This window comes from Paraburkholderia terricola (genome assembly GCF_900142195.1).
Classification (GTDB): domain Bacteria; phylum Pseudomonadota; class Gammaproteobacteria; order Burkholderiales; family Burkholderiaceae; genus Paraburkholderia; species Paraburkholderia terricola.
The window spans coordinates 75,427-90,150 of record NZ_FRAB01000004.1 but is presented as its reverse complement, the minus strand read 5'-3'; the positions used below and the strand labels follow the sequence as shown (position 1 = coordinate 90,150).

Here is a 14,724-nt window from a genome sequence, read left to right as displayed (position 1 = left end):
TTCGAATTGCGAGATCGATTCTCACAATGCGGAAAATTGCTGCGGCGCAACCTGATTTGACTGCCGATCGACGGATACGCCGGCTAGTTTGCTCCGATTAACGTGAGTTTCCGCGCTTTTTTGCGCCATTTACGAGCGACGCGCTGCGCTACAATGCCACGCATGTTGACCGAACGGCTTTTCGCACGCTCGGCGCGCACCGCCGGTCATTCGGCGGATTCGACGCCGTCCTCCCGCTGGCACCATGGACCATGGTGGTCGAATTCCTATTTGCTCACGCCGCTTCTGTCGATCCTCGTTTTTCTGGTCGTCATGAGCCTGATTCTGTGGAGTTTGAACCGGCGCGAGCAACAGCAGCAGGAAGACACGCTTTACCGTAACGTCGCATGGGCGCAGCAGCAGATCCGCCTTTCCATGACCGGCGCGCAGGAACAGATCCAGGCGCTCGCGCGCGACCTCGTCGCCGGCCACGGCGACCCGCATTCGTTCCAGGTGTCCACCACGGACATCATGCAGGGGCATCCCGAGATCCTCTACATGAACTGGTACACGAGCCAGCAGCAGCCGCGCTGGCCCAATACCGCGCTGCCGGTGTTCGGCCAGCGCCTCGCCAAGCCGAACGACTCGCAGATGGACGAGGCCGTGAAAGCCGCGTTTGCCGAGGCGCGCAGCACGCGCCGCCAGGTGTACTCGCCGTTGATCTACGACGACCTGGGCAACGGCTACATCACGCTGCAAACGCCGGTGTTCCGCGACCGCGAGTTTCTCGGCACCGTCGCCGCCGTGTTTTCGGTGGAAGGCATCCTGAAGCACGACATTCCGCCTGAGCTGTCCGCCAAGTACAAGATCTCGATCATCGACGTGAACAACCGCGAGTTGACCACCACGTCGACCCGCCCGCGCCTGCCGCGCGACATGTTCTACGATCTGCCGCTCGATCCGCCGGGCCAGGGCGTCTCGGTGCGCGTGTACGCGTTCCCGCAGATGACCAACTTCACCAACAACACGCTGGTCTGGCTGGTGGCGGGCCTGTCGTGCTTCGTGCTGTGGAGTTTGTGGAGCCTGTGGAAACACACGCGGCAACGTTTCGAAGCGCAGCAGGCGCTGTACGCCGAAGCCTTCTTTCGCCGTGCGATGGAAAACTCGGTGCTGATCGGCATGCGCGTGCTCGACATGCATGGCCGCATTACTCACGTCAATCCGGCGTTTTGCCGCATGACCGGCTGGGACGAAAGCGATCTGGTCGGCAAGACCGCGCCGTTCGCCTACTGGCCGCGCGACGCGTATCCGGAAATGCAGCGCCAGCTCGACATGACGCTGCGCGGCAAGGCGCCCTCCTCGGGTTTCGAACTGCGGGTGCGCCGCAAGGACGGTTCGCTGTTCCATGCGCGCCTGTACGTGTCGCCGCTGATCGACAGTTCGGGCCGTCAAACCGGCTGGATGTCGTCGATGACCGACATCACCGAACCGAAGCGCGCGCGCGAGGAACTCGCCGCCGCGCACGAGCGCTTCACCACGGTCCTGGAAAGCCTCGACGCCGCGGTGTCCGTGCTGGCCGCCGACGAGGCCGAACTGCTGTTCGCCAACCGCTACTACCGGCATCTCTTCGGCATTCGCCCGGACGGTCATCTGGAATTGGCGGGCGGCGGCTTCGATAGCTCGCAGGCGTCGTCCGATTCGATCGACATGGTGGACACCTATGCCGGTCTGCCCGCCGCGGCGCTGACCGAAAGCACCGCCGACGCGCAGGAAATCTACGTGCAAAGCATCCAGAAATGGTTCGAGGTGCGCCGCCAGTACATTCAGTGGGTGGACGGCCATCTCGCGCAGATGCAGATCGCGACCGACATCACCACGCGCAAGCAGGCTCAGGAACTGTCGCGCCAGCAGGACGAGAAGCTGCAGTTCACCAGCCGTCTGATGACGATGGGCGAAATGGCCTCCTCGCTCGCGCACGAACTGAACCAGCCGCTCGCCGCGATCAATAACTATTGCTCGGGAACCGTTGCACTGGTTAAATCCGGTCGAACGACGCCTGATAATCTCTTGCCCGTGCTTGAAAAAACCGCGCAGCAGGCGGTGCGGGCGGGCATGATCATCAAGCGCATTCGCGAGTTCGTCAAACGCAGCGAGCCGAAGCGGCAGGCCACGCGCGTGGCCGATATCGTCGCGGATGCCGTGGGTCTGGCCGAACTCGAGGCGAGGAAGCGCCGCATTCGCATCGTCACGGATTTGCGTTCGCGCCTGCCGGTGATCTACGTCGATCCAGTGCTGATCGAGCAGGTGCTGGTCAACCTGCTGAAGAACGGCGCCGAAGCCATGCACGAGGCACGCCCCGACGCCGTCGATCCGGTGATTCGCGTGGTCGTGCGGCTGGAAGGCGGCTTTGTCAGAATCAGCGTGGTCGACCAGGGGCCGGGTGTCGACGAAGCAACGGCCGAGCGTCTGTTTGAACCGTTTTACAGCACCAAGTCCGACGGTATGGGCATGGGGTTGAACATTTGCCGTTCGATTATTGAATCGCATCGCGGCCGTCTGTGGGTGGTGAACAACGTCGAGTCCGACGGCCACATCACGGGCGCCACGTTCCATTGCAGTCTGCCCATTGGAGAGCCTGACGGCCCGAGCAACGGCGGGTCACAGGCGCCGACACCACAAACCGTTACGGGAGAGCTATGAACAGCCCAGTCACCACACAGGAAACAGTCTTTGTCGTCGACGACGACGAGGCCGTGCGAGATTCGCTGCGCTGGCTGCTGGAGGCGAACGGCTACCGCGTGCAATGCTTCTCCAGCGCCGAGCAGTTCATCGACGCCTGGCAGCCGCATCAGCACCCCGGCCAGATCGCGTGCCTGATTCTCGACGTGCGGATGTCCGGCATGAGCGGACTCGAGTTGCAGGAACGCCTGATCGCCGACAACGCCTCGCTGCCGATCATCTTCGTGACGGGCCATGGCGACGTGCCGATGGCGGTCTCGACGATGAAGAAAGGCGCGATGGACTTCATCGAAAAACCGTTCGACGAAGCCGAGTTGCGCAAGCTGGTCGAGCGCATGCTCGACAAGGCGCGCAGCGAAAGCACCAGCGTGCAGCAACAGCGCGCCGCCGCCGAACGGCTGGGCAAGCTGACCGCGCGCGAGCATCAGGTGCTGGAGCGCATCATCGCCGGCCGCCTGAACAAGCAGATCGCCGACGACCTCGGCATCAGCATCAAGACGGTCGAGGCGCACCGCGCGAACATCATGGAAAAACTCAACGTCAACACCGTCGCGGATCTGCTGCGACTGGCGTTGTCGAACAAGCCGCAGCAAGCACAATAAGCGCGACAGGCGGCCTCCCCGCCAGGCGTTTTCGAGTTTCAACGGCCGGACTGTCGACGAGTCCGGCCCGCTTCGCCCCCGTTTCCCTTCTGTTTCCTTCTGTTTTCCCTCTGCCTTTGCCCGAGCGGCTCGTTGATTCCGGGTACGCCTTGGCCGTGTGTTGCTCGTTGGCCCGTTTGCGCACACTCGCCGATCGCTCCCATCGCGCTCCATCCCGCCGCACGGGCGAGCAGTGCGGCGCGCGTCCGTGCCGCCGCTCAACGCGGATATCGGCGCAGCGCTCGTCCTCGCACGCAACGGCCGTGCCACGGGAAGGGCGGCGCTCTCGCGCGAGCCGGAATCGCCCTGTGGCTCGTCATGCGGGTCGGTATAATGTCGGACTTTGCAGCGCTGCTTATCGCCGATTCGCGCCGCGCGCTTTTCACGTGCCGACCCGTTCCGGTTGAAAAGCGCCATCGACGTACGCGCCCCGCCCGCTTTCCAAACTGCCCATCTCGACCGACCATGACTGCCAAACTGATCGACGGCCTAGCCCTTTCCAAGACCCTGCGCGCCGACGTCGCCGCGCGCGCCGCCGCCCTCACCGCCCGCGGCCATCAGCCGGGCCTCGCGGTGGTGCTGGTGGGCGCGAATCCGGCCAGCGAAGTGTATGTGCGCAACAAGGTGAAGGCGTGCCACGACAACGGTCTCGGCTCGTCGTTCGACCGCTATCCGGCCGACTTGCCCGAAGCCGATCTGCTCGCGCGCATCGACGAACTGAACCGCGATCCGCGCATCCACGGCATTCTGGTGCAATTGCCGCTGCCGCCGCATATCGACAGCCATAAGGTGATCGAGGCGATCGCGCCCGAGAAGGACGTCGACGGCTTTCACGTCGCCAATGCCGGCGCGCTGCTGACCGGCCAGCCGCTGTTCCGCCCGTGCACGCCGTATGGCGTGATGAAGATGCTGGCCGCGTACCAGATTCCGCTGCAGGGCGCCAATGCTGTCGTGATCGGCCGCTCGAACATCGTCGGCAAGCCGATGGCGCTGCTGCTGCTCGAAGCCGGCGCGACCGTCACGATCTGCCACAGCAAGACGCGCGATCTGGCCGCGCACACGCGCAACGCCGACGTGGTGGTCGCCGCCACCGGGCTTCGCAACATTCTCACCGCGGAGATGGTGAAGCCGGGCGCCGCGGTGATCGACGTCGGCATGAATCGCGACGAAGCCGGCAAGCTGTGCGGCGACGTCGACTTCGCGGGCGTCAAGGAAGTGGCCGGCTACATCACGCCGGTACCGGGCGGCGTCGGCCCGATGACCATCACGATGCTGCTCGTCAACACGATCGAAGCCGCCGAGCGCGAAGCGGCCGCAACGGCGTAATCAAGCCCCAACGGCGCGTTGCGCCGCCCATACTCCTCTCGCGCGCGGAACCGCGACATCTGATAATTTGTCTGCCGACGGATTGGAATCGGCGTGTCCTGCCCCAATAATGTCTTTATCCGGTCTTATCGGGGCGCTTATCGGGGCGTCGTCGCGCGCCCGTCGAAGCGCCCCGATTACCCCGTTCACCCGCGTCAGACAGGAAGCCTCATGTCCACTACCGCCTCGAATCACGACAATCCGCTCCTCGATTTCTCCGACCTGCCGCGCTTTGGCGAAATCCGCCCCGAACACGTGACGCCCGCCCTCGATGTGCTGCTCGCCGACGCGGCCGCCGCCGTCGAGCGCGCCGCCCAACCGATCACCCCCGCCTCGTGGGCCGACGTGGTCGAGCCGGTCGAACGCGCCACCGAACCGCTGTCGCGCGCCTGGAGCGTGGTGGGCCATTTGAACGCCGTCGCCGATACGCCGGAACTGCGCGCGGTGTACGGAGAAAACCTGCCACGCGTCACGGAATTCTGGTCGAGCGTCGGACAGAATCTCGCGCTCTATGAGAAGTACAAGGCATTGCACGCCAGCAGCGATTTCGTCTCGCTCACCGGCGAGCGCAAGAAAATCCTCGGCAATGCGCTGCGCGATTTCCGTTTGTCCGGCGCGGAATTGCCGGAAGATCAGAAGCCGCGCTTCGCCGAATTGCAGGAGCGCCAGGCGGCGCTCTCGAAGGCGTTTTCCGATCATGTGCTCGATGCGACCAACGCGTATGCCTACGTCGTCGAGGCTGGCGATGAAGCGCAACTGGCCGGTCTGCCGGAAGACGTGATCGAAGCCGCGAAGGAAGCCGCCGAACGCGAAGGCAAAACCGGCTACAAATTCACGCTGCACTTCCCCTCGTATTTTCCGGTGATGCAGTACTCGGAAAATCGCGCAATGCGCGAGGCGGTGTATCGCGCCTACGTGACGCGCGCCTCCGAACTCGGTTCGCAATACGGCAACGGCAAGCCCGAGTGGGACAACACCGCCGTGCTAGCCGAACAGCTACAGCTGCGCGCGGAAGAAGCGCGCATGCTCGGCTACAACAACTTCGCCGAGGTCTCGCTCGCACCGAAAATGGCCGAATCGCCCGCGCAGGTGATGGCCTTCCTCGAAGACCTCGCCGTGCGCGCTCGCCCGCATGCCGAACAGGACTGGAAAGAGTTGCGCGAATTCGCCGCCAACGAACTCGGCATGACTGAACTGCAACCGTGGGACATGACGTTTGCGGCTGAACGCCTGCGTCAGAAGCGCTATTCGTTTTCGGAAAACGAAGTCAAACAGTACTTCCCCGAAGACACCGTGTTCAAGGGTCTTTTCAAGGTCACGGAAACGCTGTTCGGCGTGCGCATCCGTCGCGACGAAGCGGCCGTATGGCATCCCGACGTGCGCTTTTTCCGCGTCGAGAATCAGGACGGCGGCCTCGTCGCGCAGTTCTACCTCGACCTGTACGCACGCGAAGGCAAACGCGGCGGCGCATGGATGGACGACGCGCGCGGGCGTCACAAGCACGCGCACGGCGGCGTGCAAACGCCGGTGGCGTATCTGACCTGCAACTTCTCGGCGCCGGTCGGCGGCAAGCCCGCCTGTTTCACGCACGACGAAGTCATCACGCTGTTCCACGAATTCGGCCACGGCTTGCATCACATGCTCACGCGCGTCGATGAACTGGGCGTGTCGGGCATCAACGGCGTCGAGTGGGACGCGGTCGAACTGCCGTCGCAATTCATGGAGAACTTCTGCTGGGAGTGGGACGTGCTGGGCGACATGACTTCGCACGTCGAGACGGCCAGGCCGCTGCCGCGCGAGCTGTTCGACAAGATGCTCGCCGCGAAGAATTTCCAGAGCGGTCTCGGCACGCTGCGGCAGATCGTGTTCTCGATGTTCGACATGCAACTGCATACCGGTTTCGACGCGGCCGGCACGAAGAACGCCACCGAACTCGCGAGCGAGATCAACGAGCGTTTTCATGTCGTGCCGCAAGCGCCGTTCTCGCGTTGGCCGAATACGTTCAGCCATATTTTCGCGGGCGGTTATGCAGCGGGCTACTACAGCTACAAGTGGGCCGAAGTGTTGTCCGCCGATGCCTACGCCGCGTTCGAGGAAGCGGCGCAAGCCGCGAGCGGCAGCGTGCTCGATCAGGCAACGGGCATGCGCTATCGCAAGGAGATTCTCGAAGTGGGCGGCAGCCGTCCGGCGATGGAATCGTTCAAGGCGTTCCGCGGCCGCGAGCCGAGCATCGACGCCTTGTTGCGGCACAACGGCATGACGCCCGCCGCGGCGCATTGATCTTGCGTTGAAGCATCCGTCGGCGCGTTGGCGTTGCACCGATAAGAAAGCCGGTGACTTGCGTGAGCAAGCACCGGCTTTTTCGTGCGCGCCGGCAGCGCCTGCGTTGCGCTGTGCGGCGGGGCTAACCCCGATGCAGCTTGAAGTCCACTTCCGAAGGACGCCCCGCCAGTGACAACGCGGCGCGCGCGGCGGGCGCCCGGCTCACCACCTTGCCGCGGCTCACCACGGCAAGGCGTGCCGCCCGCAGACGGATCGCTTCGACCGGATCGCGCGCGTCGAGCAGCACGAGATTGGCCGCGCAGCCCGGCGCTACGCCATAGCCTTCCAGCCCGAGAATCCGCGCGGCGTTCACCGTGACCGCATCGAAACACGCCTGCATGCCGTCGACGCCCGTCATCTGCGCGACGTGCAGGCCCATGTGCGCGACTTCGAGCATGTCCCCCGAGCCCAGGCTGTACCACGGATCCATCACGCAGTCGTGGCCGAACGCCACGTTGATGCCCGCCGCCATCATCTCCGGCACACGGGTCATGCCGCGCCGTTTCGGATAGGTGTCGCTGCGGCCCTGCAACGTGATGTTGATCAGCGGGTTCGCGATCGCATGGACACCCGCTTCGCGGATCAGCGGCAACAGCTTGCTCACGTAGTAGTTGTCCATTGAATGCATCGAGGTGAGATGCGAACCGGTGACGCGCCCTTGCAAGCCGAGCCGATGCGTTTCGGCCGCGAGCGTTTCGATGTGACGCGACAGCGGGTCGTCCGATTCGTCGCAATGCATGTCGACGCGCAAGCCCTGCTCCGCCGCGTATTCGCACAGCATGCGCACGGACTGCGCGCCGTCGGCCATCGTGCGCTCGAAATGCGGAATCCCGCCGACCACGTCCACGCCCATCGCAATCGAGCGCTTGAGGTTCTCGAACGCGCCGGCACTGCGCAAGACGCCGTCTTGCGGAAAGGCCACCAGTTGCAGGTCGAGATACGACGCGACACGGCGTTTCACTTCGACGAGCGCCTCGACCGCGAGCAGACGCGGATCGCACACGTCCACGTGACTGCGGATCGCCAGCAGCCCGCGCGCGACGGCCCAGTCGCAGTACTGCAGCGCGCGTTCGATCAACGCCTCTTGCGTCAGGTCCGGCTTCAGCTCGCCCCACACCGCGATGCCTTCCAGCAAGGTGCCCGATGCGTTCACGCGCGGCAAGCCGTATGACAGCGTCGCATCCATGTGGAAATGCGGATCGACGAACGGCGGCGTGACGAGGGAGCCGGCGGCGTCGATTTCCTCGCGCGCGCTCGCGACCAGATTCGGTTCGACGGCAACGATGCGGCCCGCGTCGATGCCGATGTCGACCGGTTGCGTGTGTTGCGGCGCGGCGCCTCGCGGCAGCATCGCGCGGCGGATGATCAGATCCATGTATCGCTCCCTGTTGACCGCTCGTTGACTGATAGCGATTCTATCGGCGTCAGAAACCGTTTGCGCGCGTTTTAGCGAGACCGCCGTACCGGCGCGCGGCGGCGAATCCGTACCGGCTGCGCGCCCGGTGCCCGCCTATACTCCGCTTTTCGAACGGCCGATGCATCGCGTCCACGCATACGTGATGCATCCAATCACGGAGCACGCAGATGAAAACGATCGGTGTGATCGGCGGGATGAGCTGGGAATCGTCCGCCGAATACTACAAGCTGCTCAACCGCCACGCGAAGGCGCGCCTCGGCGGCCACCACAACGCTCGCAGCCTGATGCTCACTGTCGACTTCGCGCCGGTCGAAGCGCTCCAGCGCGCCGGCGACTGGAGCGCGCTCGGCGAGCAGATGGCCGATGCCGCGCGCCGGCTCGAACGAGGCGGCGCCGATCTCGTGATGCTGGCGACAAACACAATGCATCGCGTGTATGAATCGATCGAGCAGGCGATCGAGGTGCCGTTTCTCCACATTGCCGATCCGACCGGCGAGGCACTGCGCGCCGCGGGCATCGAGCGAGTGGGTTTGCTCGGCACACGCTATACGATGGAGCAGACGTTTTACACCGGCCGCTTGCGCGAGCGTCATGGACTCGACACGCTGGTTCCCGACGAAGCCGGACGCGCATACGTGCACCGCATCATTTATGACGAGCTGTGTCACGGCAAGATCACTGACGATTCGCGTGAGGTGTATCAGCGTGTGATCGAAGACCTCGCCGCGCGCGGAGCGCAAGCGGTGATTCTCGGCTGCACCGAAATCACGTTGCTGATCAAGCCGGAAGATTCCGTGCTGCCGGTGTTCGATACAACCGCGTTGCATGCGCAAGCGGCGGTTGAATGGGCGGTCGAGGTGAAGTGAATGGCGGCATGTAGGAATCGGCATGCCACTGCATGAAGAACCGACGCCACCAGTTAAAAAGCCCGCTTGGCTTGCGCCAACGGGCTTTCAACAATGCTTGGTTGCGGGGGTAGGATTTGAACCTACGACCTTCGGGTTATGAGCCCGACGAGCTGCCAGACTGCTCCACCCCGCGTCAGAGAAAACGGATTGTATAGAGATGCTCGCAAGACGTCAAACAATCACCGGACTTATTTCAAACGACGCGTGCATGCACGAAGCCGTTCAAAGATCCTGCACCGTGGCGCCTTCCACCTTGCCGTCGATAATGTCGGCACCGTACTGGCTCGCACTGCGTTTGGCGACACCGAAATCGGAGAACGTGGCCGGCAGCACGAGACGAAATACGCGGCTCGCTTTCGAGCCGCTGATCGCGCCCGGCCGGCAGACGCGCACCGCGACGTCGTAACCTTCGGCGTGACGCTTGTGGCCGTCGAATTTGTCGAACGCCCGCGAAAACACCAGCGGATGCACTTCGAAATTCTTATAGAGGGCTGGATAGAGTTCGGCCATGATGTCTCCCGATGCGTGAGCGCGAATTGTGATCCCACTATACGCTGCGCCCTGCCCGCTCCACGCTTTTATTTTCCGCCGTTAGGCTCGACAGCGGCGACGGCAATTTTCACGGACGCCCATCGCGCACGATAAGATGCGGGCTACCGGAATAACCCGAATGGCCCAGCAAGAACGTGAGAATTTCATGAAAATCGCCACCTGGAACGTCAACTCCCTCAAAGTCCGCCAGCAACACGTCATCGACTGGCTCGAAACGAGTCACACCGACGTGCTGTGCCTCCAGGAACTGAAGCTGCCCGACGAAAAATTTCCGCGCGCCGAGCTCGCGGAAAAAGGCTATCGGAGCTGGTTCGCCGGCCAGAAAACGTATAACGGCGTCGGCATCCTGGTGCGCGAGGGGCTGAACGTCGACGAAGACAGCATCGTGCGGAACATTCCCGGTTTCGAGGATCCGCAGCAACGCGTGATCGCCGCGACCATCGAAGGCGTGCGCGTCGTCTCCGCGTACTTCCCGAACGGCCAGGCGCCGGGCACCGAGAAGTTCGCGTACAAGCTGCGCTGGCTCGCCGCGCTGCACGACTGGATCGCGAGCGAAATGGCACTGCATCCGAAACTCGCGCTGCTCGGCGACTATAACATCGCACCTGAAGATCGCGACGTGCACGATCCAAAAGCGTGGGAAGGCCAGAATCTGGTGTCGCCCGAAGAACGCGCGGAGTTCGTTCGGCTGATCAGCCTCGGCCTCGTCGACGCGTTCCGCCAGTTCGAACAGCCGGAGAAGATCTACTCGTGGTGGGACTACCGGATGCTCGCGTTTCGCCGCAACGCGGGGCTGCGCATCGACCATATTCTGCTGTCGAAAGCGCTGGCCGAGGCATGCTCGTCGTGCGACGTCGACAAGGTGCCGCGCAAATGGGATCAGCCGTCGGACCACGCGCCGGTCGTCGCGCAAATCGGCTGATCTCGCCGCCCGATGCGAGACCCTGGAACGGCCTCTTTCAGACCCGCGTCGCGCTCAAGCGGGAGCGCCTAAACAGCGCCACAAAAACTCGAACACCATCGCATCGTGCTCGGCCTGCTCCAGTTCATCGGAACCGCCGTGCCCGCCTTCCGTGTTCTCCCGATACCAGACCTTGTCCGCGCCCAGCGCCTGCATGCGCGCGGCCATCTTGCGCGCGTGTGCCGGATGCACACGGTCGTCGGCGGTCGAGGTGGTCAACAATACAGGTGGATACCCGACGCCCGCGCTCACCCGGTGATACGGTGAGTAAGCGGCCAGCACGCGCGCTTCGTCGGGGTCATCGGGATCGCCGTATTCGTCGATCCACGAGGCACCCGCATGCAGCAGGTGATAGCGGCTCATGTCGAGCAAGGGCACCTCGCATACCACCGCGCCGAACAGCTCGGGGCGCTGCACCATGCACGCGGCCACCAGCAAACCGCCGTTGCTGCCGCCCTGAATGCCGAGTTGCGCGGCACTCGTCACGCCGGTGCTGATGAGCGCCTCGGCCACCGCGATGAAATCGTCGAACGAACGCTGCCGATGCTCGCCCTGCGCCGCCGTGTGCCACTCCGTGCCGAATTCGCCGCCGCCGCGGATATGCGCGACCACGTAGACGCCGCCGCGCGCGAGCCAGCCGATGCCCTGTCCCGTCAGATAGCTCGGCAGCAAGGGAATCGCGAAGCCGCCGTAGCCGTTGAGCAGGCATGGCCGCGCGTGTTGCCGTGCGCGCTCTGACGTGGCCTCTTGCGACGCTTCTTGCATGACGCGCGGCCCGATCACGGTGTACGGCACGCGCGTGCCGTCAGCGGACACCGCATGCGCGCGCGTCACTGCGAACGGCGTTGCGTCGAATTGCGTCGGCCAGCGATCGAGCAATTCCCAACCGGTCAGATCGTCGCGGGCGAGGTCGGTGAGCCAGTACGCCGGCGGTTGCAGATAGTCGTCGGTATCGACGAACACTTCGTCGTTCAACGTCGGCTCGACCGGCGAGACTTCGGCTTGCGCGTCGTCGCGCGACGGAAAGACGCGCCGCCGCCAATGCCAACCTTCTTGATCGGCATCTCGCGCGGGCGTCCACAGCAAGGTCTGGTTTCGCACATCCTCGAGATACGACACGATCAGATGGTTGCGCGTATGCGTCCACTCGCACACCGAGGTTCGCGGTGTCGGCATGAAAAGCGGCGTGACGTCGCGCTCGCCGCGCAGGAACGCCGCTTCGCGAATCGCCAGCAACGCGCCGCCCGCGTAATGCGCGCCGTTGCAATGCCAATCGAGGCGCGGCTCCAGCAGCAGCCAGCCCTGCCAACCGCTCACCGCGACATGCGAGGGCACGTCGTAACGGCGCCAGGCATCGGCGGCAGCCGCGGCGCTCTCGAGGTAATACGTGTGCGAATCGAAGAAGTCGACGCTGCTCACCACCGTATGCCGCTGTTCGACCGGATCGTAGTGCGCTTCGACGCCGATGTCGCCGAACGCGCCTTTGAACACCACCGGCGCGTCGGCCAGCGCCGTGCCTCGCGTCCAGCGGCGCACTTCACGCGGGTAGCCTGAGCGCGTGAGCGTCTTGCGGCCATTGTCCCAACCGACGTACAACGTATCGCGGTCGATCCACGACGCGGTGTGCTTGCCGGCCTTCGCGATCACGAAGCCGTCGTCGACGAAACGTTGGGCGTCGATATCGAATTCGCGCACCACCAATGCGTCCGAGCCGCCCGGCGACAGCGTCACCAGCGCGCGATCGCCATCCGGGTAAAGAATGTCGAGTTCCACGCATACCCACGGCGTGCCTTCCGCCGCGCCGAGCGCGTCGAAGTCGAGCAGGGTCTGCCACACGGGCGCGCCGCTGCGCCATGCGGCCCATGTGGTGCGCCGCCAGATGCCCTTCGGATTGCGCTCGTCCTGCCAGAGATCGTAGGCCCAATCCTTCCAGCGATCGGGAATGACCGGACGCTCGCGCGGCAGATAAGCGTCGGCGAGCTGTTGCCTGAGCGACTCGAATTGCGCACCGCTGCACCACGCGGCGCGCGTGCGGACATTCTGCGCGTCGACCCACGCGAGCGCGGCGGGATCGTCGAGCGCTTCGAGCGACAGAAAGGAATCGGGAGAAAGCGGCCAGAGAAAGGGGCCGCGAGTAGCGGGAGAAGCGGGCATCGTCGGCTGTCGAATGAAAACAGCGTTGATTATGCCCTGCGAGAAGCGAAGCGCCTTTGACGATGCTCGCCAGCGCCGACATGGATGAAGCCGCGAACGACGGAGCGATACCCGAACCGCTCCGCGTCACATCACGCCAACTTCAAGCACGAACCTCAGCACGAACCTCAAGGCTCGAGATTGAGCTCCTGAATCTTGCGCGTAATCGTATTGCGGCCGATGCCCAGACGCTCGGCCGCTTCCACCTTGCGGCCACGCGTGAAATCCAGCGCCTCGCGAATCACCGCCGCTTCGAAACGGCGCGCGAGTTCGTCCATGACGTCGGCCGAGTTCTCGCGCAACAGGCGCGCGACTTCGGTACGCAGACCGCCTTCCCAGGCGCTCACAGGCGTCGCGACCGGCAAGCCGCCGGCCGCGGCCGGTTGCGCCGAAGCGCTCGCGCCGTTGATCGGCGCCGTCGCCGCGAGGCCGGCTTCGCCATTACCGAGCACTCCGCCGCCGCCCGCGAGATCGCTCACGCCGGCTTGCGCGGGACCGAGGTCGGGCGGCAAGTCCTTGATCTCGATGGTCTGCGCGGGCGCCATCACCGTCAGCCAGTTGGCGAGGTTCTCCAACTGACGCACGTTGCCCGGAAACGGCAGCGACGCGAGATACGCCAGCGCGTCTTCGGACACGCGCTTGGGCTCGACGCCCAGATCGCGCGCACTCTTTTGCAGGAAGTGACGCGTGAGCAGCGGAATGTCCTCGCTGCGCTCGCGCAGCGCAGGCAAACGCAAGCGGATCACATTGAGCCGGTGATACAAGTCCTCGCGGAACAGGCCCTGGCGCACGCGCGATTCGAGATTCTGGTGCGTCGCCGCGATCACGCGCACGTTGGCCCGCAACGGATTGTGGCCGCCGACGCGATAGAACTGCCCGTCCGACAGTACGCGCAACAGGCGCGTTTGCAGATCGAACGGCATGTCGCCGATTTCATCGAGAAACAGCGTGCCGTTCTCGGCCTGCTCGAAGCGCCCCTGGCGCATGGCCTGCGCGCCGGTGAACGCGCCGCGCTCATGGCCGAACAGTTCGGATTCCAGCAAGTCCTTCGGAATCGCGGCGGTGTTCAAGGCAATGAAGGGACCGTTCGAGCGTGGGCTATGTCGGTGCAACGCACGCGCGACCAGTTCCTTCCCGGTGCCTGATTCGCCGGTAATGAGCACGGTGGCGGCGGAATGCGACAAGCGGCCGATCGCGCGGAACATATCCTGCATCGCCGGCGCCTGGCCGAGCATTTCCGGTGCATCGGCGACGCGGTCGTCCCACGTCTGTTCGCCGCGCATGCTTTCGTCGACGGCGCGGCGGATCAGTTCGACGGCCTTGTCGACGTCGAACGGTTTGGCGAGGTACTCGAACGCGCCGCCCTGAAATGCGGCGACCGCGCTATCCAGATCCGAGAACGCCGTCATGATGATGACGGGCAAGCCCGGCACCTTGTCACGCACGGTTTGCAGCAATTCGAGGCCGGAGCCGCCTGGCATCCTGATGTCGGACACCAGCACTTGCGGGCTGTCGTGATCGAGCGCGGCCGACGCCTCACGCACGTTCGCGAAGCTGCGTGTCGCGAAGTTTTCGCGGGCGAGCGCTTTTTCGAGCACCCAGCGAATCGATTGATCGTCGTCTACTATCCAGATCGGCTTCATATGG

At 64.3% G+C, this 14,724-nt stretch carries 10 protein-coding genes and 1 tRNA gene; 6 read left to right on the top strand and 5 right to left on the bottom strand.

The window, feature by feature from the left end; translation table 11 throughout:
• Window positions 1–162 precede the first annotated feature (162 nt).
• The 4 genes from fixL (at window position 163) to BUE39_RS04955 (ending at window position 7,004) form a co-directional block, all read left to right on the top strand.
• Window positions 163–2,679, top strand: a complete 2,517-nt coding sequence (fixL, locus tag BUE39_RS04970; protein WP_073427542.1) for an oxygen sensor histidine kinase FixL — start codon at window positions 163–165, stop codon at window positions 2,677–2,679.
• Window positions 2,676–3,320, top strand: coding sequence for an oxygen response regulator transcription factor FixJ (gene fixJ, locus BUE39_RS04965; RefSeq protein WP_073427541.1), 645 nt, complete (start codon window positions 2,676–2,678; stop codon window positions 3,318–3,320). The genes fixL and fixJ overlap by 4 nt, the downstream gene beginning before the upstream one ends.
• A 504-nt stretch (window positions 3,321–3,824) precedes the next feature.
• A complete protein-coding gene (gene folD, locus BUE39_RS04960; RefSeq protein ID WP_073427540.1) occupies window positions 3,825–4,685 on the top strand; it encodes a bifunctional methylenetetrahydrofolate dehydrogenase/methenyltetrahydrofolate cyclohydrolase FolD in 861 nt (286 codons plus the stop codon).
• A gap of 210 nt (window positions 4,686–4,895) precedes the next feature.
• Window positions 4,896–7,004: a M3 family metallopeptidase gene (locus BUE39_RS04955; protein WP_073427539.1), complete on the top strand. Its 2,109-nt coding sequence runs from the start codon at window positions 4,896–4,898 to the stop codon at window positions 7,002–7,004.
• A gap of 124 nt (window positions 7,005–7,128) precedes the next feature.
• On the opposite strand, the gene BUE39_RS04950 is transcribed toward BUE39_RS04955, so the two are convergent.
• Window positions 7,129–8,421, bottom strand: a complete 1,293-nt coding sequence (locus BUE39_RS04950; RefSeq protein ID WP_073427538.1) for an amidohydrolase family protein — start codon at window positions 8,419–8,421, stop codon at window positions 7,129–7,131.
• Window positions 8,422–8,630: 209 nt separating this feature from the next.
• Here BUE39_RS04950 and BUE39_RS04945 point away from each other — a divergent pair, with 209 nt between their 5' ends.
• Window positions 8,631–9,329, top strand: a complete 699-nt coding sequence (locus tag BUE39_RS04945) for an aspartate/glutamate racemase family protein (protein WP_073427537.1) — start codon at window positions 8,631–8,633, stop codon at window positions 9,327–9,329.
• A 98-nt stretch (window positions 9,330–9,427) separates the two neighbouring features.
• Here BUE39_RS04945 and BUE39_RS04940 read toward each other — a convergent pair.
• Both BUE39_RS04940 and BUE39_RS04935 read right to left on the bottom strand, forming a co-directional pair.
• Window positions 9,428–9,504: transfer RNA gene (locus BUE39_RS04940), tRNA-Met, on the bottom strand.
• 89 nt (window positions 9,505–9,593) lie between these two features.
• A complete protein-coding gene (locus tag BUE39_RS04935) occupies window positions 9,594–9,881 on the bottom strand; it encodes a hypothetical protein (protein WP_073427536.1) in 288 nt (95 codons plus the stop codon).
• 187 nt (window positions 9,882–10,068) lie between these two features.
• Between BUE39_RS04935 and xth the strand changes: the two genes are divergently transcribed.
• The gene (gene xth, locus BUE39_RS04930; RefSeq protein WP_073427699.1) at window positions 10,069–10,845 is read left to right on the top strand and encodes an exodeoxyribonuclease III; all 777 of its coding nucleotides are present in this window, start codon (window positions 10,069–10,071) and stop codon (window positions 10,843–10,845) included.
• Between the two features lie 54 nt (window positions 10,846–10,899).
• Here the strand turns inward: xth and BUE39_RS04925 are convergent, their stop codons facing one another.
• Window positions 10,900–13,038: a prolyl oligopeptidase family serine peptidase gene (locus BUE39_RS04925; RefSeq protein WP_073427535.1), complete on the bottom strand. Its 2,139-nt coding sequence runs from the start codon at window positions 13,036–13,038 to the stop codon at window positions 10,900–10,902.
• Between the two features lie 167 nt (window positions 13,039–13,205).
• Entirely contained in the window at window positions 13,206–14,720 is a 1,515-nt protein-coding gene (ntrC, locus tag BUE39_RS04920) for a nitrogen regulation protein NR(I) (protein ID WP_073427534.1), read from the bottom strand.
• Window positions 14,721–14,724: the final 4 nt, after the last annotated feature.